Raw genomic sequence first — 24,316 nt, 5'->3', positions numbered from 1 at the left:
AAAATATCTGTCATGGGTGTCTGCCCGAGAAGATATCGAGAACGAGACCTGCGATACCGCCGATGAACGCACCTATGACGGGGTAGAGAATGTTGTTCATGATGAACGGGATATGCATTCCCGGCATGAACAGGTCTACAGATGCATAGAAGATCTCGACAGAGCGTGTGATAGGTAGCGCGAGGAAGTACCCCCCTTCCGAAAATGGCGACGGATCCATAATAAAGAAGTCAAGCCATATGACTCCCAGAAAACCCCAAAGGGCACCCAGAAGCACCCCTGCCTGCGGGAGCGTCATTTCCCGCAGTTCAAAAAGAAGAGAGAGGAGTTTATCCATCGATGGCACTCACACAGAGAACTTCGGAGGCATTTGCACCATCTGTTCCGTAGAATATCCATGCCGGGGTGAGATACTCCTGGGTTATGTCTGGTTCTTCAGCATAATAGCCCAGCGTGACCCGGTTGATCTCGATAGTTCCTGTCAGCGATAGTGGTCTGTTGATGGTTTCTCCCTTCCTGAGTTTTTCGAGCGCAGCACCCGCAGTGATGAGCGGGACATTTTCAGCCTTTTCTACCGTCCGCCATATCTTCTGGACATGGAGCACCTTGCCATTTTCACCGAGATCGACGATGATCTCTGCCCCGGGCCCGACAACAGGCATACCGTCCAGTTCCTGCCCGAAGATTATGTGCACCCACATGGGTGTTTTTCTGGTCTCTTCAAGACTCGTCGTGTTATACTCTCGAAGATATATCGTTTCCGCGTGGGTAACGACGGCATCGTCGGGGATGCCGCTGTATGCACCAAGAATTTTCTCTGCAATGGTCAGACCCTCCTGCTCAGTTGGCAGGTTTTCTCTTGCTGCCATGATGTTGGGTTCCTTGATCTCCTGGAAGGTCTCGCAGTCGATCACCCTGTAATTCGGCGCAGTTTCGGGGCCGGAGGGGAGGGCACTCGCCATAACAATATTCAGATCCTGTCCCTGAAGTGACTCTGCAGGATGCAAACTCGAATGGGCTACCTCCGCAAAGAGACCGAGGCCCACGCTGCATACAATGATTCCAAAAATTAAAACTCCCAGATACTTCATGTTTCATCTCCTCCCTAGCATGCCCAGGAACTGTAATACCCATTGTTGTCATCCGGATCCTCGTCAGGCTCAAGATGACCCTGCCCCGGCAACTGATCGCTTGTCATTTGCAGCTGGGTGTCGGCGATGGCAACTGCCGTCACAGAAGATCCGAACGAGTTAAGCGTGCTGTAATACCACGCGCTTGACATGCAGTAATCGTTATCAATCGCGTATGAAAAGAAACTGGTCGGAAGTGACGTTGTCCCCGTGACGGTTGTTTCAAAACCCAGTATCCCGTGCGCTGTCTTGAGAGCGTTGCCCCATTGGCGATCCTTGAGGACCAGACACGAATATATGACCGTCCATTTATTGGCATTATCCCATTTCTTGTACACATGATCTCGATTCACATATCCGTAGGGATAGTTCGAGAGGCAGATGCTTGACATGGTGCCTGGCATAACTCCATGCCCATAATGCCAGTGGAAATGTGCACCGTCTAGACCCTGATATCCTCCACTATCTGTTCCAAAATCGGCCCGTACGGCGCTTGCATCACTATGCGAGAAAAACTCTGTCCATCCCGCCCCCTGCAGGCGTTGACTGACAATGCCACAGACGGCGTTTCCGTTCGTAAGATCCGTTGTCCCGGGATCATCATAGTTCATGATGTTGGTTATGCTGTAACTCCACGCAGATGCTGGCAAACATAAACTGCTTACTAACAGCAGAGTCGCCATGAAAATTTTCATTCTCGTATGATCCATTCACATCACCATTTGCTGATATTTCCCACCACTCATCCTATTCCGGAAGATATTACGACAAATATCGGGCACAATCGCAACTTGAATGGCGTGTTCCCAATTTTGGCTTCTTAGTGGGCAAATAGAGAGTATCCACACACGCAGAAAACCATACTTAAAATGTTCGCTTATTTCGAACAAAAGAGATCGAGTTATATCCTCCTTCGGCCCTGGAGAATCCCTCTGGTGGATGTGTCCTCCAAGTTCTCTGAGAGGATGTGCGGACCCTTGCCTTCCCCTCTGGCCCGCCGCGGGACTACTCGGGGAAGCCTAATGGCTCTCTCCTGCTCACTTCGTTCGCACAGCGAAGACCTGAAGAACCTCTTAAGTTAGTTAGTGCTCGTTGCTCCCAATGGAGCCGAAGAAGAGTGAACGGGAAACTCCGAAGAGGAAGGGGGTACCCTTCACTCGCTCTTCCGGAGCCGGGCGATGACCCGCATCTTCTTTTCTATCGCCGCGTCCGCGGCGGCCCTGACCTTCTCCTTCATCTCGTCGAAGTCGCGGGGTTCCGTGTCCACGACCTTCTTCACTGGGGTGTAGGCCGATTCCCTGAACCGCGGCTGGAAGTCGCGCTCTTCACCGCCAGATATGAGGACCGAGGTGGCCGGCCCCTCCTCGACGTGGCCGATCGGCTCGATCGGGACGCCGGCCGAGCGGACGACGGCCATGACCTCCTCCGCGTGCTCCGGCGGCACGACGATGAGGAGGGCGTCCAGGGAGACGCCGAGGTAGTCGATCTGGAGGGCGTCGAGCATGGCGAGCACCTTCGGCTCGACAAGTTTCCTGAGGTTTTCCTCGTCGACGACGATCCGGCAGTCTGCGGTCTCGGCCATCTCATAGACGTCGCCCCGCAGTCCGCCGTTGGTGACGTCGGTCATGGTGTGGATGTGGGCGAGGACGGGGCTCTTCAGGAGGGCCTCACAGGCCTTGAGGAAGTGGAGGTTGATCGTCTCCTCGACGACCTCGTGGTAGCCGAAGTAGAGCGCCGTCGTTGCGATGGTGCCGCCGCCCGCGCCCGCGGTCATGAGGAGGACGTCGCCGGGCCGCGTCTCTTTCCTGGCGGTGAGGTGGTCGGCGACGCCGACGGCCCCGACGCACCCGGTCATGCGGTCGCCGAGGACCATGTCCCCGCCGATGCGGAGGGTCGACCCGGTGACCAGGGGAACGTTCATCGCCTCGGCGACGGCGGCGATCCCGGCGGTGTAGTCGAAGATCTTGGCGACGTCGCCGTCGTCCGCGACATGGATGTCGGAGAGGAGGGCGACGGGTTTTGCCCCCATCACGTAGGCGTCACGCAGGGTCGCCCGCGTCACATGGAAACCGGCGAGGAAGGGGAAGTCGGAGAGGCGGGAGTGCATGCCGTCGACGGTGGTGATGATATATTTCCCGTTCGCCGCAACGGCCCCCGCGTCGTCCATCTCGTCGACGCCGACCGTGGCTGCGGCCTTCCCGATGATCCGCGGGAACTGCCTGTGGGCGAAAAAGTCGCCCTTCCCGCGGGACCCGACGCCGAACTCTCCCATGGTGACACCGGCATGTTCGAAGGCGAAGAGATCGCCGGTAAGGCCGGTGGTATTTTTCACCTCTTCGAGGACGGCTTTTGCGAATGTCTCGACATATTCAGGGGAAGCGTCTGTCTTGATCCTGAGGATCTCACATTTGAGGGCTGCGACGACGTCGTCTTCGCCCCTGCCCGCAGAGAGTTCCCTGCGGACAAATCCCTCGATATCCATAGAAAAGGATCGACGGGAAGGGTGTTAAAGGCAGTGATGGGTGTCCTCCCCGGCCTGCACGAGGATTCATATTTCTGGAGCGCAAGGGTGGGGTGGGCGGTCAGCGTCGCCCGGCACGGGGGAGTACGAAGTATGAGAAAATATACCCTGACTGCAGCGCTCTGGGAGGAAGAGAGGAGTTATGTTTCGAAATGCCCGGAGATCGGTGTCGCGAGTTGCGGGGACACGCCTGACGAGGCCCTGGTCCACCTCAAGGAGGCGGTCGAGCTCTATCTGGAGAATGCGAGGGCGCTTGGCATGATGGAGGACATCGCCCCGGCACTGCGGTCGCCGCGCAAGTTTGCGGCGACTTTCGAGGTGATCGAGTGAGTCGTCTCCCTGTCCTCTCCTCCGACACGGTCTTCAGGGCGCTGAAGAGGGCGGGCTTCGACTATGCGCCGCGGCGGAGCAAGGGGAGGCAGGTCGCCCTGTACCGTGTCGACGAGGTCGGGCGGCGTCTCCTTGTGATCCTGCCGAAGAGGAGCGTTCTACCGGTGGGAACGCTCCTCTGCATCCTGCAGCAGGCGAACATCCAGAAAGAGCGTTTTGTCCTCCTCGTCAGCGAGGCCGCGCCGGTCTCGTGAGCGGGAAGGTATTCGTGGGATGTCGTCTCCATAGATGGTGATGGATCTTCCCGTCTGTGCATGCACGATCGCCGGTTCCGACTCGGGGGGAGGTGCCGGTATCCAGGCCGATCTCAAGACTTTCGCCGCGTACGGCGTCTGGGGGACGTCGGCGATCGCGGCGGTGACGGCGCAGAACCCCGGTGGCGTGGCCGGGGTGTGGCCCCTCTCTCCCGACGCCGTTGCCGCCCAGGTGAGGGCGGTCTTCGAGGCGTTCCCTGTCGGCGCCGTGAAGACCGGGATTCTCGCGGATGCCGGGGTCATTCACGCGGTGGCCGCCGCCCTCCCCTTCGGTGTCCCGCTCGTCATCGACCCGGTGATGGTGGCGACGTCCGGTTCACGTCTCCTTGAAGAGGACGCGGTCGCCGCCCTGGTCGCCGCCCTGATCCCCCGCGCGGCGGTGGTGACGCCGAACCTCCCCGAGGCTGAGGTGCTGGCGGGTTTCCCGGTCGAGGGACCGGACGGGATGCGAGAGGCGGGGCGGGCGATCCTCGCGATGGGTGCCGGGGCCGTGGTCGTGAAGGGCGGCCACCTCCCGGGCGACCCGACCGACATCTTCATCGATGCGACAGGGGAGGTCGTCCTCTCCGGTCTCCGTCACCCCTATGCCGTCCACGGTACGGGGTGCTCTTTCTCCGCGGCCCTTGCGGCGGGACTCGCCCGCGGCATGCCTCTCCGGGACGCCTTTGTCGCGGCAAAGACTTTCATCGACGGTGCCATCGCCCATGCCGTCCCCGACCTCCGGGGTCGCCGGTCGGTGAACCCCCTGTGGGAGTGCGGCAAGGGAGACTTCCCGTATGTGTGACAATAACCTTTGAAAAACATAATTTGATTATAATTATATCTTTTTTCGATTTCTGGATATTATAGTGTCCACACGGAAATACATACCATTATATATCGTGGTGCAATGATGATGCCGTCTCCCCCCTTCCCTTCACCCGGATTTTGCGAGAGCGATCGATCCGCCGCAGGATCGGGTCTGCCCTGTATCCCGCATATCTATCCCTGATCCGGAAATGGAGCCAGGTTTTTCTCCCCCCGTCCTGCCCGGCCCAGGGGAGCCGATATGCCCGTGCCCTCCCGGGAATTCTGGCCCAATATCCCGGTATTTATCGCCTGAATATCAATATAACCGGTCCATGTCTCTAGATAAGAATCGGAATGTTTATATCCTCAATCCTGACACCTTATGATATCCAGCCTCAGATGAGGTCTGGAGGTGAAAACGATGAAACAGTTCGCACAGAATGAAGAAGCAGTGTCGCCGGTCATCGGCGTCATCCTCATGGTCGCCATCACGGTGATCCTCGCGGCCGTCATCGCCGCATTCGTCTTCGGTATGGCCGGCAACATGTCGTCCTCCAAGAGTGTTGCCGCCACGGCAACTCACACCGTTGATGGAGACAAGCAGGTGATCTCCGTCACATACCAGGGTGGCAAGGATTCAGGCCTTGTCGAGAACGTCAGTGTAAACGTCAATGACGGTAAGAAAAAGGCTGTGTTCCCCGGTAATGTTACCGTTGGTGACTCTTTGAAGATTAATTCGAGTGTCGATACCGGCAACAGGAACCACGTCGTTGTCACGGCAACGTTCACCGACGGCGGTTCTCAGGTCATCCTGGACACCTACGTCTGAACCCCAATCTCCTTTTTCTTTTTGAGGACGGAGACCTATGGTCCAATCCAATGAGCACGAAGATGCGGTCTCCGCGACCGTCGCCACCGTTCTCATGGTCGCCGTCACCGTGATCCTCGCCGCCCTTGTCGCTTCCTTCTCCCTCGGCACCATGGGGGGCATCCCCGACAACGGTATCGTCGGGGCGAAGGCCGTCAGGATGGATGACGGTGCGGTCCTGGTCACCTATGTCGGCGGCGACGGTGCCGACGCAGTCGACCACCTGAACTGGACGATCGACGGCACGGAACAGACCGACCGTCTCGACGCCACTGTCGGGTCGTCGGCCGTCAATACAACGGTATCCGCGGATCCCGGGAAGAAACACCGGGTCATGGTCGTCGCGACATACAGCGACGGGTCGTCGCAGGTCGTCCTGGACGCCATGGTCTGAGCAGGGGATATGGGGCCGGTATCCTCCCCTGCGCATTTCTCCCCTCAAAAAAATGATTGGATGATTGTTTCAGTGAACAGCGTGAAACCTATGCCTCGAACCATGTGGAGATGTGATATGTACAGGATCAACCGGCCCTTTCTCGCCTCCCTCCTCGCCCTTACCCTCGTCCTGCCTGTAAACATTTATTGTATCGGGAACGTCCTGGGTGCAGGCCTCCAGTTCCCCCTCTTCCGGTACCAGCAGACCTACCTCGGGACAAGCCTCATCTTCCTCACCCGCGACCTCGACTATGTGACCACAGGCATCCTCGCAGGTCGCACCGCCCTCTCCATCTGTCTCGGGGTCGTCGGCACCCTCCTCCTCATCGCCGCTATCACCTTTCTCATCATCAGGTGGCAGGAGGAGTATGAAGCCGCCAGAAAAATTCTTTCCCTTCTCCTCGCCGGCGCCGGCGTTGCGTACCTCGCGTCATGCGTCGCCCAGTACGGCCCCCTCTTCCACGGCCCCGCAGGGTTCTGCATCCCGATCGGTGTGCCCCTGATCTTCGGGGTCGCATGGTGGGCATACAATGCCGGGGAAGACGATGAATCCGGCGGGGCCGGCGATCTTCCGGAACCTGAAAGTGATGAAGTCCCATCTGGAGATTCCAGATAACCCGTGGCGGCGGCGAGGAGGCGGACCCGGTGTTCGCCACTCTCTGCCCGGACACTCTCTCCTGGTCAGGTGCTTCCAAACTATTATCAGACGATACGGCGATAATAATAATCGTCCGATTATGATATTCAAAGTCGTCGTTACTCCCGATCCTGAAGACGGCGGGTTTATCGTCAGTTGCCCCGCGCTTCCCGGTTGCCACTCGGAAGGGGAAACCCTGGAAGAGGCGCTGGAAAATATCAGGGACGCCATTCGGGGATGTGTCGCCGCGCTCAACGACCGTGCCCGGAGACAGCAGGGCAGCAGAGTTATCGATGTGTCTGTGTAACAGACCATGGCGAAACTCCCTGTCATATCCGGTTCAGCGGCAGTCAAGACCTTTCATAAATTCGGTTTCACCACGTCCCGGCAGACGGGAAGCCACATGATCCTGGAGAAGGCCGGGCTGGACGTCACCCTCTCCGTCCCTCTCCATACCGAATTAAAAAGAGGGACACTACGAAACCTCATCAAAGATGCAGGTCTCACCGCCGATGAATTTGTGGCGATGCTCTGAACCGCCCGGAGATCAGGCTGTAAGGGCCCGCAGGAGACTTCTCTCATGTGTCGCTGTCCTCATTGCGTGCCCCTGATCTTCGGGGTCGCATGGTGGGCGTACAATTGCCGGGGAAGACGATGAATCTGAAGAGGACAGGTAACTGGTGTGACACCGACCCCGGTCCCCTCTTCTTTCGTCACCTGCATCAGAACTCAAATCGTATCTTTTCTTATAGTCACTAATCCCATCCTCCTGCCATGGGGAATTGCAGGGACTGTATCCTCCTGTTTGCAGTATTGTTCGTTCTTGCAACTCTGATCTCCTATCCCTCCATCTATCTGAACGACGAGTTCATCTCGGCAAACCAGCTCAACCACCTTGTCGAGGGCACCTCCCCCCTCCACACCTATGAACCGTACGGCTACAGCGCCTATGCCGAGTCCCACCACAACGTCCTCTGCTACACCCTCGCCCTCCCCGTCGTCTCTCTCCCGGCGTACTACCTCTTCTCTTTCTTTGGCGACTCATTCCGCCTCGCCGTGCTCCTCCTCTGGTCTGCCCTCCTCCTTTCTATCCCCGTGATGGTCGAGGTGTGGTACCCGCACTACGCCCGCTGGCGGGGCATCCCCTGGACCTATGCGGCGATCATCTCGTGGGGCGTCCTCTTCGTCCTGAACATGGCGCTGTACCGACCGTTCTGGTTCGTGCGGGGCGTGCAGCCCGGCGACCTCCAGGTCTACCCCGAGGTCGCCGCCATCGTCTTCACCGGCGGGGTGGCCTTCGCCCTCTTCGGCGTCGTAGCCTACCTGATCTTCAGGGAGATCTTCGAGAGCGAGCGCTGGGGCCTCTTCGGTCTTGTCGCCGTCGTCACCTCCTCGTCCTACCTCTTCTGGGCAGGGAACGCGAAGGACCACATGCTCGTCGCCCTCTTCTTTGCGGCGGCCCTCTACCTCTTCACCCTCTACCTCTCCCGCGACGACCCCCTCTGGCTCTTCGCCTCCTTCATCGCCGTCGGGTGGACGGCCTGGGCCCGCCCGGAACTCGGGCCAGCCCTCGCCGCCGGGTTCTTCCTCTTCGCCCTCGCGGTCTCGGTGCGGCAGGGGTGGCGCAGGACCGGGACGGCGGCCCTCGCCGTCCTCGGCGTCCCTTTCGGCGCCCTTCCCCTCTTCGTGAACAACCTGGGCCTCTCCGGCAACCCTCTCGTCCTCCCCTGGGTGGCCGGGTACTCGTCGCAGGTATATTCCAACATCTCCGCCGGGACAGAGACACTTCAGGCCACGATCGTCAGGCAGTTCGCCCTTCCCGCAGGAGACCTCCTCTCCGGCCTCTACGGTACCTTCGTCAATCCGGTGTACGCCCGTGCCGCCGGCATTCTCCAGGTCTCTCCCCTCTCTCTCTTTGTCCTGCTTCTTCTCTTTGCCGTCGGCTATGCCATCTATAAACGCGGGACGCCCGGCATCTCTCTCAGGGACGCCAGGTTCCTTGCCTTCTTCGCCATGGCGACCCTCCTCGTCATGGCGACCCTCCTCGTCATGGCGACGTACCTCCGGTCCCTCCCCTGGATACCGGCGAGTCCGGGCATCGTCCCTGACATGCGCTACCTCTCGCCGGCGTACCTCCCGATGCTCGTCCTCGGCGTCTACGCCCTGAAGTATGCCGGTTTCGGCGCTGCCGAGGTGCGGGAGTCGCTGCGGACCCTCTTCTGGCTCGTCCTCGCCGACCTCCCCCTCATCTACGTCGTCCTGCAGGCCCTCTCCGGCAGGGGGGAGGCCGGGCAGGTCTCCTTCATGATGTACCTCACCTACCTCTTCCTCGCCTGTGCGGCGGCGCTCTACCTCGCCGTCGTCCTCGGGAAGGTCAGGCCCTCCGCCCTCGCCCATGCCGTCCCCGTGCTCATGCTCTGCACCCTCGCCTGGGAACTCGTGGTGGACTTCAGGTTTGCCACCCTCTGCTGGGACGGGTATCACTTCTGGATCCCCGCGGTGCAGTATGTGTGGTACATCCAGTACTGGATCTTCCCGCTCTGAGAGTGGACACCGGCACCACGTCCTTTCCCGGAGAACACTTATCAGGAGATACTGCAAAGGGAAACACGAGGGATGAAACATGGTCGGCACGCCGCACGTTCTCGTTCCGTACGACGCCATCAGGGTGATATGCAGAAAGCATCATATCAGAAAACTCTCTCTCTTCGGGTCGGTGCTGCGGGACGACTTCGGGCCAGAGAGCGACATAGATCTCCTTGTCGAGTTCGACGAAGGTCATATTCCCGGATTTTTCCGTCTCCATGAGATCGCCGAGGAACTCTCCCGTGCGTTCGGAGGAAAGACGATCGACCTCCTCACCCCGCAGGATCTGAGCCGATATTTCAGGGACGATGTCGTTGCCGCCGCCGAGGTCTGCTATGCAGAAGCAGACGGATGAAACCGTTCCTCTCAGACATGCCCTTGATGCCGCGAAAAAAGCAGTGTTTTTCCTCGATGACCGAACCCGTACGGATCTGGAAACGGATGAGATGCTCGGTTTTGCCGTCGTCCGCCTCCTTGAGATCATTGGAGAAGCTGCGAAACTCGTCTCACCGGAACTTCGAGAGAAGCACCCCGAAATACCATGGAGTGCAATGGTCGGCATGAGAAACCGTCTGATCCATGGATATTTTGACGTGAACTACGATGTTGTCTGGGACACCGTGAAATCCGACCTCCCACCTATGATAGACGATCTGGAACGTCTGCTGGCCACCATGATATCTGAGAGTGATAGGAATCTGGCGCCGTGACCAGAGCGTATATCGCCTGTTTTGATATGGCAATGAAACCGACAGGGGAAGGCAATGACGAAAGTGATCGACGCAGTGTATGAATCCGGCGTCCTCAAACCCCCTCGAAAAGATCGACCTGAAGGAGGGAACGCAGGTCAAGATCACTATCGAAGAACCATCCGCCGTCATCGAAGATGCATTCGGTCTTCTGAAAGGAAAGGACACAACAGAAGCGCTGAAAAAGATGGACGATGAATGGGATCTTTATTGATTCGAATGTCTTCCTCAAAATCCTTGAGGGCGCCGAGGAGATCCATAGACATTTTTTCGCGCTCAGCCAGAAGAAACTCCTCTATCGAAATGCGATTGTTGGGAGCGAGGTCATTCATGTCTTCATACGATTTATATGCCGGCAAGAAACCCGGGGAAATAAAAATAAACCCCGGTATTATTGCCGGGATCAAAACCGAACTCCAGAAAATCGAGAAACTTCTTGACCTTGCCCGGACCATTCCAATCACCTATTCTGAAGAGGAAACCGCGCGAGAACTGATGAAAGATTACGGCCTTTTGCCAAACGACGCCGAGAAAAAAGCCAGGATCTCCAGCCCGATCAGAGGCCATAACATAATTCCGTTCATGTGGTCCCGCCATTTCTGTCATCGCCATTGTCAATGCCTGTCATAGGGAGGAGAAGTCGGCACCCTGAAGGATATACTGCTTGGTATGAAAATGGGCGGCCCATATCCAATATATTTTCACAAGGAGGATTCATGAGACCATATTTAAAAAATGCGGTGAATATACCAGATTAATAGGGAAAAGCCTATTTTTACGTCTGTAATATTTCATAACGTCTTTTGGTGATACAAATGTCAAAATTCTGTCAAGAATGTGGAAAAGAACAGATCAGCCAGAACGCGGAGATCTGTCCGAACTGTGGGGTCAGGATCAAGAAAAACCCTGAGAAAAGTTCAGGTATTGCAGCAATCTCTTCCTTTGTCTTTGCCGGTCTGGGGCAGGTTTATAACGGAGATTTTGGTCGAGGATTTCTGATCCTTGTAGGAACCGTGATTGGTTCTATGTTCTACTTTATCCCGGGCCTGATCGTGTGGGCCTATGGTATCTATGATGCATACACAACGGCAAAACGGATGAATGCCAGGGAGATCCCCTATCAGGAGACGAACGCTCTCCATATGATCCTGTTCGTGGTCCTCTGGTTTGTGGGAATAGTAGTATTCTTCATTCTGGCCGCTATCGTGGCTGCATTTGTCTTTGGAATGAGCGGGTCAACATACTACTGATCTTTTCCTTTTTTTTATCAACGGTGGTATCACTTCTCCGAGATTGGATCTCCTCTTCTGCCCGCATCTCGCCCTATCCCTATTATCGTGATCCGCAACGGTCTCGATGCAGGGTTCCCCTTCCCTCCTGTCCTGTCAGTGTCAGAACCCCGCCACCGGCACGCCCCTGGTCCCCCGTGCCTGCGGCAACAGCACGGTGACAACGAAAAAAGAAAAGTCCTACCTGATGTATTCCTCAAGCACCGCCGCCGCCTCGCGCTCCCGCGGCCCGCCGCACTTCCGCACGATCGCAAGGTGGTGATCGATGAGGGCCTTCAGCGCGGGGTCGCGGCTCAGCACATAGCGCGTGCCATGGACCGCCGCCTCGACGATCCCGGCGAAGCCCCGGTTGTGGGCCCTGAGAACCTGCCCGACGACCCCTTCCCCGAGGGGCGAGAGCGTCACAAAGGCCGTCTCCGCCGTCTCGTGCTCCACCGTCGCGGCAAAGGCCGCCCACGCCTCGCACTCTTTCAGGCGCTCCACCCGCCGCCCGCCCGCCTCCAGAGGCGTGAAGGCGTCGAGGGGAAGGTCGTCGAAGGCCGTCCGCACCCAGACGACAGGATCGTGGGTGAGGTTTGCAACCACCCACCCGTTCGTCCTGATATTCGCCTCCGTGTGCGAACCCCTGAAGAGGACCATTGAAAGGGTGCCGTTCCGGCAGATGATCCCCATCGGCGCGGCATTCCCGCCTGTCGTCGCGATCACCTCGTTAATCCCCTCGTTCAGGAATCCCATGACCACCCCTCCAGCAGGGCGAGGAAGATCCCCGCGATCATGATGTCGGCAAGAGACCCCGGGTTCACCCCCGCGGCAAGGCACTCCTCGTCGAAGGCGTCGAGGGAGACCTTCCCGGCCTTCACCTCGCGGGCGCGGCGCATCGTCTCCTCCGCCCTCGCCTGGCCGAACTTCTTTGCGACAAAGGTGTCGGGATAGGTGCAGAGCAGGTCGAGGAACGCGGCAACGATCGCCGCCTTCCCTGCGCCGTGGGAGACGAGGAGGTTCTTCGTCTCCCGGCAGAGAGCGAAACCGTTCGTCCACTCCCGCGCCACCATGTCCCTCTCCGCCGAGTAGGCCATCACGTCGTACAGGGTCATGCCCCTTTCCCTGAGCGTCGCCGCGGCCGACGGGTCTTTCACGTCGATCTCGTCCTTCGCAAGCACCCGCACCTCTGTCGCCCCGAAGGCCCGGTAGAAGGCGACGGCGTCCTCCACCGTCGTCTCCCGCACCACCTGCGCCGCCCCGTCCGCGCCGCCCGCGGCGACGAGGGGCATCAGCAGGATGAAGGCGCCAAAATGGGTGTTCCCGCCGGTATGGCAGTTCGTATCCACCACCGCCTCCTCGATGAGGGCGCCGAGCTCTGTACCTCCTCTCTCGGCCCTCTCCAGGGCCGGGCGGGCAAAGATCGTCGAGGCCAGGAAGTGCTCCAGGCGGGTGTCGGGATAATCATGCCCGCGATCCACATTCCCCGGCTTCGGGGATGCGGAGACCTCGAGCATCATCGCCATCTGCGCGAGGTCAGATCTCGTCTTCGTCCGGCACTCCATCAAAGACCCTCTCCATGATATCTCCGGCAAGCCGGCGCTTCTGCCGCATGTACTCCGCGCTGGAAAGTCCTGCCTCCTTCATGGAGAGTTCCCTGAGCATGCAGGGGGAGCTCGACTTGCAGCAGAAGGCAAGGGAACCGAAACACGTTGTCTTCCCCCCTGCGATCGGCGTCCCTGCCACCGCCTCTGTCTTGATCTGCATGTAGTCCTCGCGGGAGAGCCCTATACTCTCCAGGAAGGGGATCAGGGGACAGTGCTTCACCGGCATGCAGCAGAAAGCAAGGGACCGCACATCCCCGCCGCGGCAGAGTTGTTTCGGGGCGTTGTACCACCCGCTCTCCTCGGCCTTCCTCTGGATCGCGGCATCGATCCCGGCAAGGGTCCGCTCGTCGGACCGCCTGGCCATAGAGACCATATCGGCCCCGTGGGCGAACATCTCCATCGCACGGTCGAAGGAGGTGATCGAGTTGTTCGCAATGAGCGTAAGGGGACAGGCATTCCTGATCTGCCGCAGTCGGGCGTAGCCGAAGTCCATCAGGTCGGCGTGGATGATGTCGGCCCCGGCCTTCCAGAGGAGGCGGGCAAGACGGCGGTCGTCGGCGGCGACCCCGGCCCTGACCTTCACCGAGACCGTCACGTCCCGCGCCTTGAGCGCCCTGATAATCTCCGCGAGGCGCCGGGGCTCCCTGAGCAGTGCTTCACCGCACCCGAGCGCCGTCATCGGAGGCTGGCGGCAGTGTGCGTCGACCTCGTACACGACCGCATCGCCGATCTCATCGGCGATGGCCGCATAAGAGGCGGGACTGCTCCCCCGCAGGTTCAGGCCGGTGACGACCCCGCTTCCCTGCAGGGCGGCGACCTGTGCCTTCAACTCTGCCACGGGGTCGTCGTACAGGAACTCGGGCCGTCCGTCGGCCGCCATCGCCCTGCTCGCCTCCATCGTCTCTTCGTCGATAGAGTAGCCGCCGATGAACGCGGCGCCGATATGCTCCTTTCTGGCCAGCACATAGGCGGCGTCGGTCACCCCGGCCATTGATGCGATGACCACCGGCGTCTTCATCACCTGGTCGTTGATGATCAGTCCGCAGCGCTCGTAACACTCGATCATGCTTCCCTCAATATTTGCCCTCACATCTCAAAGCCCTTTTGTTAAAGACTATTGAGAATATAGGCATCACTCTGGCGTTCCAGCTGTATCCCTGAGGAAAAATCGCCGATGGCGATCCCGGCCTCCGACCCCCATTACGTGAGGAGGGTCTCCCAGGGCATCAGGTAGGCCTCGTTCTTCCGGCCGCTCCCGCCCCGAAACTCCACCGCGAGGTAACCCCGTCGCCCTTCCGCCCGAGGAAGCCGGTGATCGCATCGACCTGGTGGACGCCGCATCTGTCCTCGTGGAAGTGCCGGGAGAAGTAGATCTTCTTCCCTTTGAGGAACTTGCACTCGATGGCGCAGTAATACCGCGGGTCGAGGGAGTCGACGAGGACGTCGACGTACTGCGTCGAGTACTTGTGCTGTTTGAGGCGGTAGGCAAAACCCTGGAGGGCATGGCCCTCGAAAAATGCGTTGACGCAGTGGACAATGTCCCGCTCGAAATCACCCATCTGTATTCAATGTGGACATGGCAGCGAAAAACCAATCGGTAATACTTTTAAAGAGTAAAGGTAGTACACAGTACCATATGAAGAGAACCGGATTGTTACTTGTCGGCCACGGCAGCAAACTCCCCTACAACAAAGAACTCATCGAGAGCACAGCAGCGATCATCGCGGAAAAACACCCTGAGTTCCTCGTCCGCCCCGGTTTCATGAGCATGAACCAGCCCTCGGTCGAGGAGACCCTCGCCCTCTTCAAGGAGGACGAAATCGACCGTCTCGTCGTCGTCCCCCTCTTCCTCGCAAAGGGCGTCCACATCCTCCAGGACATTCCCGAACTCCTCGGCCTCCCTGAAGGCGGGAAGAAGGGCAGCTTCGCTCACGCCTCCGGCGCCATCCCCCTCCTCTATGCCGACCCGATCGGCGGCGACCCCCTCCTCGCCGACCTGATGGTCAAGAACGCCGAGGTGGCGCTCAACGCGAAAGCCTGAGATGGCATGAAGATACTCGTCCTCGACACCATCCACGGTGGCGCCGTCCTTGCGGAGGCGCTTGCTGTTGCAGGCCACGAGGTCGATGCGGTGGACGTCTACCGGGGGATCGAGGGGATACCCGCGGAGGAGGCCGCGCGGAGGCGCTACGACCTCGTCGTCGCTCCGGTCCACCTCGACCCGGCCCACCCCCTTCTCAGGGCGGCGCCGCGGGCCGTTACCCATCACGAGGCGGTGGCCATGCTCCTTGCAGGGAAGAGGCCGTCGCCCTTCGTTGAGATCACCGGCACGCGCGGTAAGACGACGACGGCAACCGCCCTCGCCCACGTCCTCCCGGGCCCCGGCGTCCTCCACACCTCGATGGGTACCTTTGTCTATCCTGAGCGGCGCCCCCTCGGGAAACGCTCGATCACCCCTGCCTCGACGCTCGCCGCCGCCGCGGAGGCAAAAAAGATCGGCGGATGGTGCGTCGCCGAGGAGTCGCTCGGCGTCTCCGGGGCGGGCGACCTTGCAGTCCTCACCTCAGGGGACGACTACCTCTTCGCCGCCGGGACGAAACACGCCCTTGCTGAGAAGGTGCGCTCCCTTGCGATGGCGCCGCAGGCGCTCGTCCCGCCGGGAGTGAGCGTTCCGTCCGCCCGCAACGCCGGCGAGATCGCCGCGGTCGAAGGAACGGTATGCACCTACAGATACGGCGACATCGAAGGGTCGTTCGAAAATCCCCTCCTCGCTCTCCGGGGTTACCGGACGCCCCTCCAGATCGCCGCGGCGGCGGCCTGCCTCCTCGACGCGGATCCGGCAGGGCTTGCGTCCTTCCGGCCGCTGCCCGGCAGGATGGCAGTCTCGTGGAAGGGCGGCACCCTGGTCGTCGACGTCGCGAGCAGCGGCGCGTGCCGGGAAGTCGCCGTCGACGCCGCCGCCTATGCCCGCTCCCTCGGTGGTCGGGCCCCGTTCGTCCTGGTCATCGGGACAGAGGGGCAGACCATCTGCGAGGGTTTTCCCGAGAAGGAGGTGGCGGCGGCGATCCGTGCGATCAGTCCCGACGAGGTTGTGCTTGTCGGGGACTACCCCGACCTTGCCGGCACCCCTGCCCTGAACCTGGACGAGGGGTATGCAATTGCAGAAACACGCGCAGACGGAGGGACCATCATCCTCGCCGTCAAGACATGGAGGTAAGATGCACTATATTCAACCACGGCCCAGTTCGATTGTAGCGGCCCTGTACACCGCCCGCGACCTGGAGGTGGACGTCGCCATTCTCCACGGCCCCTCCGGGTGCTCGTTCAAGCACGCCCGCCTCCTCGAAGAGGACGGGATGCGGGTCCTGACCACCTCGCTCGCCGACAACGAGTTCATCTTCGGCGGCCAGACCGTTCTCGAACGGGTGCTGAGAGAGGCGGAGAAGGAGTTTCACCCGAAGAGGATGGCGGTCGTCGGCACCTGCGTCTCGATGATCATCGGCGAAGACCTGAAGGCGGCGATCGACTCCTCCGGCGTCACGACGCCGACGATCGGGATCGACGTTCACGCCGGGTTCAGGGAGAACATCCAGGGGGTGATCGCCGCCCTCGAACCGGCCGCGGAGGCCGGGTGGATCAGCGCCGACGAACTTGAGAGGCAGAAGCAGTTGCTTGCGGCCGCAAACGAGGTCGAACGCCTGCGGGGCGCCGCCTCGAAACCGTACATCGAACCCTCGCGCGGCGACCTCAAACACCTCGCCGCCCGCCGCCTCGTCGCCCTCGCCCGGAGCGGGAAGAAGGGCGTCGCCGTCATGAACGCCAAGAAGGAGACGGCGTACATGTTTGCCGACGAACTCATCGCCCTCCACGACGCCTGCCCTGAGGCAGAGATCACTTACGTCGCAAACCTCGAAGACCGCGGCCTCCCGAAGGTGCGGACAGACGCCGCCAACGTCCTCGCGGGCATGCGGGACCGCGGCCTCGACCCCGCCCTCCTCGGCGCCCTCGACGAGTACGGGGCGAACGGAGACACCGTCGGCGAACGCCTCCGGGAGATCAGACCCGACTTCGCCTTTCTGGTCGGCGTGCCCCATGCCGTGCCGCAGGAGTACACCGCCGGCATCGAGACGATCTCTGTCACCAACGGCCCGCGGCAGGTGGCGCCCCTGAAAGACCTCGGCCACGCCATGGTCGTCGTCGAGGTGGACCTCCACCCGAAGACCCTCGGCGTCAGGTCGATCGTCGAGAGCGAGTTCGGCGCCGTCCTGCGGAGCGTCGCCGGGGGTGAGTGAACGTGAAGGCCCTCCTCGTCACCGGCGACCGCTCGGGTAGCGGGAAGACGAGCATCACCCTCGCTCTTGCCGCCCTCCTCTCGAAGGACGCCGTCGTCCAGACCTGCAAGGTGGCGATGGACTACATCGACCCGTCGTACCTCACCGCAGTCACCGGTCGCCCCTGCCGGAACATGGACAGTTTCGTCATGACGCCGGGACAGATGCGTGCCGTCTTCGAGCACGGGGCGAAGGGTGCCGATATCGCCCTGGTCGAGGGAGTGCGTGGCCTGTACGAGGGCGCGGAGGCGATCGGCGACGCCGGGAGCACGGCCTCGGTCGCAAAGGCCCTCGACCTCCCTGTCGTCCTGGTCGTGGACGCCCGGAGCATCACCCGGAGTGCCGCCGCGATCGTGAAAGGCTTTGCCGCCTTCGACCCCGGCGTGCGGATCAGGGGCGTGATCCTCAACAACATATCGAGTCCCGGCCACAGGGAGAAGACGGTCAGGGCGGTGGAGCACTTCTGCGGCGTCCCTGTCGTCGGGGCGATCCCGAAGAGCGAGGGTATGCGCCTGACGATGCGCCACCTCGGCCTCGTCCCCTACCGCGAGGGGCAGGAGACCGGCGACTTCCTCGACCGCATCGAGGCGGTGAAGGAGGTGATCGGCGGTTACGTCGACCTTGACGCCCTCAAGGGGCTGATGGAGGACTATCGCTTCACCGGCGAGGCCGGGCCGTTTGCACGGACCCACGAGACCGACGTGCGTGTGGCCGTCGCCTACGACGAGGCCTTCACCTTCTACTACAACGACCTCTTCGACGTCCTGCGGGCCGAGGGCGCCGAGGTCGTCACCTTCAGCCCCATTCACGACCCCCTTCCCGAGGCCGATGGCTATATCCTGGGCGGCGGCTATCCTGAGATGCATGCCGCGGCCCTGGAGGCGAACGCCCGGACGCGGGAGGCCCTTGCCGAAGTGTCAAGGAACGGCGTCCCCATCTATGCCGAGTGCGGCGGGCTGATGTACCTCACCGATAGCCTGGTCCTCAAGAAGGGCTGGCAGGAGAGTGACCGCGAGGAGTCGTACGAGATGTGCGGGGTCTTCTCCGGGGAAAGCCTGATGCCGTCCCGTCGCACCCTCGGCTATGTCGAGGGGGTCGCGGGCCAGGCCTCGCCCTTCGGTGCCGGGCCTTTCAAGGGACATGAGTTCCACTACTCGGAGGTCGTCCTGGACCTCGATACCCGCTACGCCTACGCACTCTCGCGGGGCACCGGCATCGCGGGACAGAAGGACGGGGCAACGAAGGCCCGGACCCTTGCCAGTTACACGCATCTCCACCCGGTCGCCAGCGCCGGTTTCATCAGAGGATTTGTCAGGCAGTGCCGGGACAGGGAGGAAGGACCGTAAAAGACTATACCTTCCCGGCCCAATAGAAATTTATGATCATTTATCTTGACGGGAAGTTTGTCCCCGAGTCTGAGGCGAAGGTTTCGGTCTTCGACCACGGCCTCCTGTACGGGGACGGTGTCTTCGAGGGTATCCGCGCCTACAACGGCCGGGTCTTCAGGCTGGATGAGCACATCGACCGTCTCTACGATTCGGCAAAGACGATCGACCTGAAGGTTCCCATCACGAAGGAGGAGTTCAAGGAGGCGCTCCTTGAAGTCCTGCGGCGGAACAACCTGAAGGACGCCTATATCAGACCGATCGTCACCCGCGGCAAGGGTGACCTCGGCCTCGACCCGCGCAAGTGCGCCGTGCCGACCGTGATCATCATCGCTACCGGATGGGGTGCGATGTACGGCGACCTCTACGAGAAGGGCCTGACGGCGATCACCGTCTCGGTCCGGAGGAACGCCTGCGACGCTCTCCCGCCCAATGTCAAGAGCCTCAACTACCTGAACAATATCCTCGCCAAGATCGAGGCCAACTACAAGGGCGGGGACGAAGCAATCTTCCTCGACCCCCAGGGCCACATCACCGAGGGCTCGGGCGACAACCTCTTCCTGATTAAGGACGGCGCCCTCATCACCCCGCACACCCTGAACAACCTGCGTGGCGTCACCAGGCATGTCGTCCTCGAAGTCGCCGCCTCCCTCGGCCTCACCGTCGTGGAGCGCGACCTCGGTTACTTCGATGTCTACACGGCCGACGAGGTCTTCGTCACCGGCACGGCCGCCGAGATCGGCCCGATCACCCGGATCGACGGCAGGGTCATCGGGAACGGCATCCCCGGTCCGGTCACGAAGCAGTTGATGGCCGGGTTCTCCACGGTCACCGGAAAGGAAGGCACCCCCATCTACTGAGGGTGTCTCGGCCTCTCTTTTTTTTCTCTCTGTCTTCACGGGTTTTTGCTGTCTTCGTGGGGTGAGGGTGCCCTCTCCTCGCCCATACCTGGACGGCGACGGCCCTCCCTATCGGCGGCGGGCCGGCAGGCGTTCCACCGCGTGCGAGGGTGAGGACCTGGAAGAGCGCACCGATGGCAAGGAGGTCAAGGCCGAGGCCGAAGAACGGGTCTGACTGGAGGATGAGAATTTTGTCCGGGGTGGCGGTGAGGCTGTAGATGAGGGCGACGAAGGCCATTATCGCCGTGCCCCGCCACATCCAGAGCGCCCTGACCGGGGCGAGGACGCCACCCTCTCCCCCTCCTGTTCCGAGGACATATGAACCCGCGACAATGAGGACGATGCCGGCGACACCCCCCGCGCCCGGCACCTCGCCGAGGAGGAGATACGACGTCCCGATCAGGAAGATGGGGGTGAGGGAGAGCATGGGGACGGCAAGGAAGATATCGGTCTCGGCAAGCGCGCGGTAGGTGAGCCAGACCGCCGCCGCGTTGAGCATCGCGGAGGCGGTGAGGGCCGGGAGGAAGAGGGGGCCGGTCTCGGGCAGGCCCCGAACGCAGGCGAGAGCGAGGAGGATCAGTCCCCCTGCAAGGAAGGCCCGACCGGCGAGATGGACGGGCCGGTAGTCCTGGAGGTAGCGCTTGACGGCGATGGAGTAGAGCGCATGCGCGAGGGCCCTGAGGAGAGCGAGAGCGATCCAGATCATCGGCAGTGCCCGGTGGGCCGGCCGCGATATAAATATGGAGAGGCCGGGCCCTGCCGAAGGTTTAAGTACCATTATCTGGATATAGAGTATGGCACTTCTGCTGCCATAGTGTAGTGGCCAATCATGTCGGCCTTTCACGCCGACGACTGGGGTTCGAATCCCCATGGCAGCATCCGATTTTTGGTACGAATTTTCTATATTTTTCTTTCTCTTGCCAGAGGCACACCCGCCCTGCGCGACGCCGACCGGACCTGCAGAAAAGGGGAGGAACCCCTCCCCCAGTATCCGGGCAATCTGGCCTTTATTCTTCGTTTCCCCGCCCTCGATCCAGGCGGAGTGGGCTTCATTCTGAAATCTGTTATTTCTCGGGTATTGTGTGCATTCAATGAGAAATGGTGACGCTCCATCTGAACCTGGAGGGCGTTTCCGGCAGGATGAGGGGTAAGGGGGGGTAGTGCCGGGAGGAGAGGAAATATGGCCCGGGAAAGGGGGCGGAAATCGGCGCGAATCGTGGGGGTTTCAGGCGGCCGATCGCCTGTTCGCCCCCGGCGCCGGGGCGGCGAGGCCCGGGGGTTCGCTGCCGTCGCACCGGCCGGGAAGACCCGTTACTGCTGCACCACCCGCTGTCCCCCCTCTTTTCTCACCCCGGGAAATTCTTTTTGTGATCAGGAGAAAAAAGGCAGATATATTCATCTGCACGCCCAGATTACCAGGAACAACGAAATATCAGAGGAGTTGACGACGCGGATGGCAGAAACTGACTGGCAGGAGATCCCGGGAACTGAGGGAGCACACATCCTTCCCCTGACGAGGAGACCGGACGTTTGCTGCTCAAACGCCTATCTGATAGCGACAGAGCACGAGATCGTCATCATCGACACCGGGGCCGATGAGGCGCAGATGGAGACCATCGTCTCGACGGTCGAGGCACTCACCGCAGAAAGGCCCCGTCCGATCTGCCTCTTCCTCACCCACTGCCATCTCGACCATTGTCTCCAGGCGATCAGGCGGCGGTCCTGGATCAAGGAAAAGGGCGTGCGTGTCTTCGCCCATGCCGAGGGGGCGGAAGCACTCGAATCGGGAGATGAAATGCTGACACTCGCCAATATCTTCAGGTGGGAGATCGAGCCCCTCCCGGTCGATGGACACCTCCATGCACAGGACGAACGCGAGGTGGCCCTCGGAAACAGTGAGACGATCACCTGTGAACACGACGAGCATGCCGCCATTCCGGTTGACCGCCTCACCTTTCCGTCGGGAAACCGGATCTCGGTCTACGCCACCCCCGGGCACAGCCCTGACTCCATCTGCATAAAGGTCGGTGAACACCTCTTCATCGGCGACCTTCTCTTCTCGGCAAACCCGGGTATCGCAGGTCTCCACCGCTGGAACCCCGATGCCCTGCTCACCTCTATCCAGGGGGTCCGCCAGGTCCTGACCGACGGCGGGATCACCCTCTGCTGGAACGGCCATGGGCGGGAGATCGCGGCGCCCGCCGCCTTGCGTGCCCTCGGGAAACTTGAGGACGACCTTGGGCGCATGAAGGCGATCGGGAACTTCGATAGCGAGCGACTGCGTGAATCGGTCGATTACGCGCAGGACATGCTCGCCGAGGCAAACCGGTTGTTTCCGGTCATCGCAGGCAGGATCTATTATCTCTCCTATTATCTCGAAATCCTCGGCGAGGTCGAAGAGGCGGCGAGGTATCAGGATCTCATCGAGTCCGACCAGATCGACAGATTCCTCACCGACTTCGACGCTTTCTCGACAGAGTTCAGGGAGGGCAGGAAGATCGACATCCAGTTCGTCCTCAAAGCGGTGCAGGTCTCGGCAAAGATCGAAGGGGCCTTCGGTCAGGGGTGCAGTGACCCGGCCGTGGACACGTCCCTGGTGCGCCGGGCCAGTCGCCTGCTCACCGATTGCCTGCATACGGTCTGCGCCTTCGACCCCCCTGACCCCGCAGTGCCGGTCGACCTCGTCCCTCTGATGACCGAGTTCGTCGGGCGCCTCTCCGACTCCTCCCATCTTGAGGAGGGACTCGTCGCCGCGGCCGAGGATGAAAAGGCGTTCAGGTCCGCTCTTGCACAGAGAATCGCCCATCTTCCCCTCTTCGAAGGGGTTCGCATCACCTTTGTCCGTGACGCCGACTCCCTGATGGTGTTGGCTCGCCCGGAAAGACTCTGTGACGGAATCACCGGGGTGATCGAGGACCTTGCTGCCGCGGGAGCGGACGAGATCACCATCTCGGCCTTCAGGACCGACGGGACCGTCTCCCTCGCCGTTCAGTCCGGGGCCCTGCATACCGATCTGCCGCACATCAGGGTCTGGCGCAGGCGTTTTGCCCGCTGTGGCGGTCGGTGCGACCTCAGGACAGTTCAGGAGATGCCGACCCTTGTTCTGGACTTCACGAAACCCCAGTAGGCCGTTACAGAGAACTTTCACGAGAAAAGGTAGTGCACACAGAAAGAGCCGATGATTTTTTTCCCTGGCGTTCCTCACAGGTCAGGACAGGATCTGACCCGTACCTCTCTTTTCCCGGTCGGGGGGAGTGTGCTGAAGAAACAGAGTCCCTGTTTTCGCCACCCCATCCTTATATATCCTCCCCCGCACAGGGAAGATCCGACCTCATAAATGACACCATACGATCCCGTCACCGTCAGAGAGTCCCTGCGGTTCGTCCTCGTCGCCGTCATCCTCGCCGTGGCCGCCGGAGGAGCGATGGTGATTTTCCTCGCGGTGCAGAGCGTGGGAACGACACTGGTCTGGCAGGACCAGCCGCCTCTCCCCTTCTTCACCCTCATCGTCGCCACCGCCGGAGGGCTGGCTGTCGGTCTCTGCCTCCACCTCTTCGGGGACCACGTGGGCCTCCTCCAGGAGACGATCGCGGAGTTCCGGAAGTCCGGGAGGTTCGAGCCCGCCCACCTTCCCGTTGCCCTCCTCGCCGTCTACCTCTCCCTCATCGCCGGCGCAAGCCTCGGGCCCGAGGTTGCCGCCATCGACCTCGGCGGCGGCATGGGCACCGCGGCCGGCGAGCGCATGCGGGGCATGGCAACGCGGGTGCGTGACCTCTCGACGGCCGGCATTCTCGGGAGCCTCGTGGGGTTCGGCGTCTACGTCATCCTCACCGGCCCTGCCGGCGCCCTCTACCCCGTCCCGCCGTACGCGTTCGCCCTCCTCGACCTCGTCGCCGCCGCCGCCCTCGGCATCGTCGGCGGCGCCGCCGGCGTCGCCTTCATCGCCGCCTACCACGTCTTCCACCGTCTTTTCTCCCCCCTCGCCGGCCGCCACCTCCTCAGGGGCGTGATCGGGGGCGTCGGCCTCGGCATCCTCGGGACCATCACCCCCGTCGTCCTCTTCTCCGGCCAGACCGAGTTCAGGGAAGTCCTCGCCAGCGGTGCGGCGCTGGGCGGCCTCATGCTACTCGCCCTCGTCGGCGTCAAGATCCTCGCCAGCACCTGGTGCATGGCCACCGTCTTCAAGGGCGGCCCTGTCTTCCCCCTCTTCTTCGCCGGCGGCACCCTTGGCATGGCCGTAAACCTCCTCGTCCCCGCCGTCCCCCTCGCCATCACCGTCCCCGCCGCCATGGCCGGCATGACCGTCGCGGTGCTGAAGGCCCCCTGGGTGGTCGTCCTCCTCGTGGTGATGGTCATCATGCAGTGGACCGTCGTGCCGGCCGTCGCCGTCGCTACCATCGCCGGGTACCTCACGACACGGTGGGCGGTGCTCTGCTCTGGTGAGGGAGAATGACGGAGCAAAGGATC

30 protein-coding genes and 1 tRNA gene are annotated in these 24,316 nt (G+C 61.1%); 21 read left to right on the top strand and 10 right to left on the bottom strand.

All coding sequences use genetic code 11. The features are described from left to right. Nucleotides 1–10: 10 nt before the first annotated feature. The 4 genes from MEFOE_RS06555 to MEFOE_RS06540 form a co-directional block, all read right to left on the bottom strand. Nucleotides 11–337, bottom strand: a complete 327-nt coding sequence (locus MEFOE_RS06555; protein ID WP_067049971.1) for a hypothetical protein — start codon at nt 335–337, stop codon at nt 11–13. Continuing rightward, nucleotides 330–1,091 carry a hypothetical protein gene (locus tag MEFOE_RS06550; RefSeq protein WP_153015888.1) on the bottom strand — a complete coding sequence of 254 codons (762 nt, stop codon included), beginning with the start codon at nt 1,089–1,091 and terminating at the stop codon, nt 330–332. The genes MEFOE_RS06555 and MEFOE_RS06550 overlap by 8 nt, the downstream gene beginning before the upstream one ends. A 14-nt stretch (nt 1,092–1,105) precedes the next feature. Continuing rightward, nucleotides 1,106–1,840, bottom strand: coding sequence for a DUF6345 domain-containing protein (locus MEFOE_RS06545; RefSeq protein WP_153015887.1), 735 nt, complete (start codon nt 1,838–1,840; stop codon nt 1,106–1,108). Between the two features lie 443 nt (nt 1,841–2,283). Further along, entirely contained in the window at nt 2,284–3,612 is a 1,329-nt protein-coding gene (locus MEFOE_RS06540) for an AIR synthase-related protein (protein ID WP_067049963.1), read from the bottom strand. Between the two features lie 132 nt (nt 3,613–3,744). On the opposite strand from MEFOE_RS06540, the gene MEFOE_RS06535 reads away from it, so the two are divergent. From MEFOE_RS06535 to MEFOE_RS06480, 12 genes are all read left to right on the top strand, one after another. Beyond that, nucleotides 3,745–3,981: a type II toxin-antitoxin system HicB family antitoxin gene (locus MEFOE_RS06535; RefSeq protein WP_067053063.1), complete on the top strand. Its 237-nt coding sequence runs from the start codon at nt 3,745–3,747 to the stop codon at nt 3,979–3,981. Next, nucleotides 3,978–4,235 (top strand): type II toxin-antitoxin system HicA family toxin, encoded by a 258-nt coding sequence (locus MEFOE_RS06530; RefSeq protein ID WP_067049960.1) that lies wholly within the window; start codon nt 3,978–3,980, stop codon nt 4,233–4,235. The genes MEFOE_RS06535 and MEFOE_RS06530 overlap by 4 nt, the downstream gene beginning before the upstream one ends. Nucleotides 4,236–4,269: 34 nt before the next feature. After that, nucleotides 4,270–5,079 (top strand): bifunctional hydroxymethylpyrimidine kinase/phosphomethylpyrimidine kinase, encoded by an 810-nt coding sequence (gene thiD, locus MEFOE_RS06525; protein WP_235809580.1) that lies wholly within the window; start codon nt 4,270–4,272, stop codon nt 5,077–5,079. Between the two features lie 426 nt (nt 5,080–5,505). Beyond that, the gene (locus MEFOE_RS06520) at nt 5,506–5,913 is read left to right on the top strand and encodes a type IV pilin (RefSeq protein ID WP_067049954.1); all 408 of its coding nucleotides are present in this window, start codon (nt 5,506–5,508) and stop codon (nt 5,911–5,913) included. Between the two features lie 37 nt (nt 5,914–5,950). Next, nucleotides 5,951–6,346, top strand: coding sequence for a type IV pilin (locus MEFOE_RS06515; RefSeq protein WP_067049951.1), 396 nt, complete (start codon nt 5,951–5,953; stop codon nt 6,344–6,346). A gap of 117 nt (nt 6,347–6,463) precedes the next feature. Continuing rightward, a complete protein-coding gene (locus MEFOE_RS06510; protein ID WP_067049948.1) occupies nt 6,464–7,003 on the top strand; it encodes a hypothetical protein in 540 nt (179 codons plus the stop codon). Nucleotides 7,004–7,124: 121 nt separating this feature from the next. Beyond that, nucleotides 7,125–7,331: a type II toxin-antitoxin system HicB family antitoxin gene (locus MEFOE_RS06505; protein WP_067049945.1), complete on the top strand. Its 207-nt coding sequence runs from the start codon at nt 7,125–7,127 to the stop codon at nt 7,329–7,331. A 6-nt stretch (nt 7,332–7,337) separates the two neighbouring features. Continuing rightward, entirely contained in the window at nt 7,338–7,559 is a 222-nt protein-coding gene (locus MEFOE_RS06500; protein ID WP_067049942.1) for a type II toxin-antitoxin system HicA family toxin, read from the top strand. Between the two features lie 239 nt (nt 7,560–7,798). Then, nucleotides 7,799–9,568: a glycosyltransferase family 39 protein gene (locus tag MEFOE_RS13340; protein ID WP_083523361.1), complete on the top strand. Its 1,770-nt coding sequence runs from the start codon at nt 7,799–7,801 to the stop codon at nt 9,566–9,568. A gap of 79 nt (nt 9,569–9,647) precedes the next feature. Continuing rightward, nucleotides 9,648–9,965: a nucleotidyltransferase family protein gene (locus MEFOE_RS06490; protein WP_067049939.1), complete on the top strand. Its 318-nt coding sequence runs from the start codon at nt 9,648–9,650 to the stop codon at nt 9,963–9,965. Beyond that, complete coding sequence (locus tag MEFOE_RS06485; RefSeq protein ID WP_067049936.1) at nt 9,946–10,320, top strand: HepT-like ribonuclease domain-containing protein; 375 nt, start codon at nt 9,946–9,948, stop codon at nt 10,318–10,320. Before MEFOE_RS06490 ends, MEFOE_RS06485 begins: the two co-directional genes overlap by 20 nt. Before the next feature lie 79 nt (nt 10,321–10,399). Beyond that, on the top strand, nt 10,400–10,573 hold the full coding sequence (locus tag MEFOE_RS06480) for an antitoxin family protein (RefSeq protein ID WP_235809579.1): 174 nt from the start codon (nt 10,400–10,402) through the stop codon (nt 10,571–10,573). Nucleotides 10,574–10,704: 131 nt separating this feature from the next. On the opposite strand, the gene MEFOE_RS06475 is transcribed toward MEFOE_RS06480, so the two are convergent. Then, complete coding sequence (locus tag MEFOE_RS06475; protein ID WP_153015886.1) at nt 10,705–10,971, bottom strand: hypothetical protein; 267 nt, start codon at nt 10,969–10,971, stop codon at nt 10,705–10,707. A gap of 203 nt (nt 10,972–11,174) precedes the next feature. Between MEFOE_RS06475 and MEFOE_RS06470 the strand changes: the two genes are divergently transcribed. Continuing rightward, nucleotides 11,175–11,609 (top strand): zinc ribbon domain-containing protein, encoded by a 435-nt coding sequence (locus tag MEFOE_RS06470; protein WP_201785181.1) that lies wholly within the window; start codon nt 11,175–11,177, stop codon nt 11,607–11,609. 219 nt (nt 11,610–11,828) lie between these two features. Here the strand turns inward: MEFOE_RS06470 and MEFOE_RS06465 are convergent, their stop codons facing one another. The 4 genes from MEFOE_RS06465 to MEFOE_RS06450 all read right to left on the bottom strand — a co-directional run bounded on the left by MEFOE_RS06465 (nt 11,829) and on the right by MEFOE_RS06450 (nt 14,793). Continuing rightward, the gene (locus tag MEFOE_RS06465) at nt 11,829–12,383 is read right to left on the bottom strand and encodes a DUF447 domain-containing protein (protein ID WP_067049930.1); all 555 of its coding nucleotides are present in this window, start codon (nt 12,381–12,383) and stop codon (nt 11,829–11,831) included. Continuing rightward, complete coding sequence (locus MEFOE_RS06460) at nt 12,371–13,192, bottom strand: triphosphoribosyl-dephospho-CoA synthase (RefSeq protein WP_067049927.1); 822 nt, start codon at nt 13,190–13,192, stop codon at nt 12,371–12,373. Before MEFOE_RS06460 ends, MEFOE_RS06465 begins: the two co-directional genes overlap by 13 nt. Continuing rightward, a complete protein-coding gene (locus tag MEFOE_RS06455) occupies nt 13,164–14,300 on the bottom strand; it encodes a methanogenesis marker 9 domain-containing protein (protein ID WP_067049922.1) in 1,137 nt (378 codons plus the stop codon). The genes MEFOE_RS06460 and MEFOE_RS06455 overlap by 29 nt, the downstream gene beginning before the upstream one ends. Nucleotides 14,301–14,460: 160 nt before the next feature. After that, a complete protein-coding gene (locus MEFOE_RS06450; RefSeq protein ID WP_235809578.1) occupies nt 14,461–14,793 on the bottom strand; it encodes a hypothetical protein in 333 nt (110 codons plus the stop codon). Nucleotides 14,794–14,870: 77 nt separating this feature from the next. Here MEFOE_RS06450 and cfbA point away from each other — a divergent pair, with 77 nt between their 5' ends. Genes cfbA through ilvE form a run of 5 tightly spaced genes read left to right on the top strand, consistent with a single transcriptional unit; the run spans nt 14,871 to nt 19,810 of the window. Next, nucleotides 14,871–15,275, top strand: a complete 405-nt coding sequence (gene cfbA, locus MEFOE_RS06445) for a sirohydrochlorin nickelochelatase (RefSeq protein WP_067049919.1) — start codon at nt 14,871–14,873, stop codon at nt 15,273–15,275. Nucleotides 15,276–15,281: 6 nt separating this feature from the next. Beyond that, the gene (cfbE, locus tag MEFOE_RS06440) at nt 15,282–16,451 is read left to right on the top strand and encodes a coenzyme F430 synthase (protein WP_067049916.1); all 1,170 of its coding nucleotides are present in this window, start codon (nt 15,282–15,284) and stop codon (nt 16,449–16,451) included. 1 nt (nt 16,452) lies between these two features. Then, the gene (gene cfbD / locus MEFOE_RS06435; protein ID WP_067049913.1) at nt 16,453–17,526 is read left to right on the top strand and encodes a Ni-sirohydrochlorin a,c-diamide reductive cyclase catalytic subunit; all 1,074 of its coding nucleotides are present in this window, start codon (nt 16,453–16,455) and stop codon (nt 17,524–17,526) included. A 2-nt stretch (nt 17,527–17,528) separates the two neighbouring features. Beyond that, entirely contained in the window at nt 17,529–18,911 is a 1,383-nt protein-coding gene (cfbB, locus tag MEFOE_RS06430; protein WP_067053057.1) for a Ni-sirohydrochlorin a,c-diamide synthase, read from the top strand. Nucleotides 18,912–18,943: 32 nt separating this feature from the next. Next, on the top strand, nt 18,944–19,810 hold the full coding sequence (gene ilvE / locus MEFOE_RS06425) for a branched-chain-amino-acid transaminase (protein ID WP_067049910.1): 867 nt from the start codon (nt 18,944–18,946) through the stop codon (nt 19,808–19,810). On the opposite strand, the gene MEFOE_RS06420 is transcribed toward ilvE, so the two are convergent. Next, entirely contained in the window at nt 19,779–20,555 is a 777-nt protein-coding gene (locus MEFOE_RS06420) for an EamA family transporter (protein ID WP_067049907.1), read from the bottom strand. The genes ilvE and MEFOE_RS06420 overlap by 32 nt on opposite strands. Before the next feature lie 99 nt (nt 20,556–20,654). Here MEFOE_RS06420 and MEFOE_RS06415 point away from each other — a divergent pair. The 3 genes from MEFOE_RS06415 to MEFOE_RS06405 all read left to right on the top strand — a co-directional run bounded on the left by MEFOE_RS06415 (nt 20,655) and on the right by MEFOE_RS06405 (nt 24,302). After that, nucleotides 20,655–20,727, top strand: a tRNA-Glu gene (locus MEFOE_RS06415). Nucleotides 20,728–21,302: 575 nt separating this feature from the next. Continuing rightward, entirely contained in the window at nt 21,303–22,976 is a 1,674-nt protein-coding gene (locus MEFOE_RS06410; protein ID WP_067049904.1) for an MBL fold metallo-hydrolase, read from the top strand. 210 nt (nt 22,977–23,186) lie between these two features. Then, nucleotides 23,187–24,302, top strand: coding sequence for a chloride channel protein (locus MEFOE_RS06405; RefSeq protein WP_067049901.1), 1,116 nt, complete (start codon nt 23,187–23,189; stop codon nt 24,300–24,302). Nucleotides 24,303–24,316 lie beyond the last annotated feature (14 nt).

The sequence above is a fragment of the Methanofollis ethanolicus genome, assembly GCF_001571385.1.
Lineage (GTDB): Archaea > Halobacteriota > Methanomicrobia > Methanomicrobiales > Methanofollaceae > Methanofollis > Methanofollis ethanolicus.
Note: the sequence above shows the minus strand (reverse complement) of the source record. Positions and strands in the feature narration are given on the sequence as shown.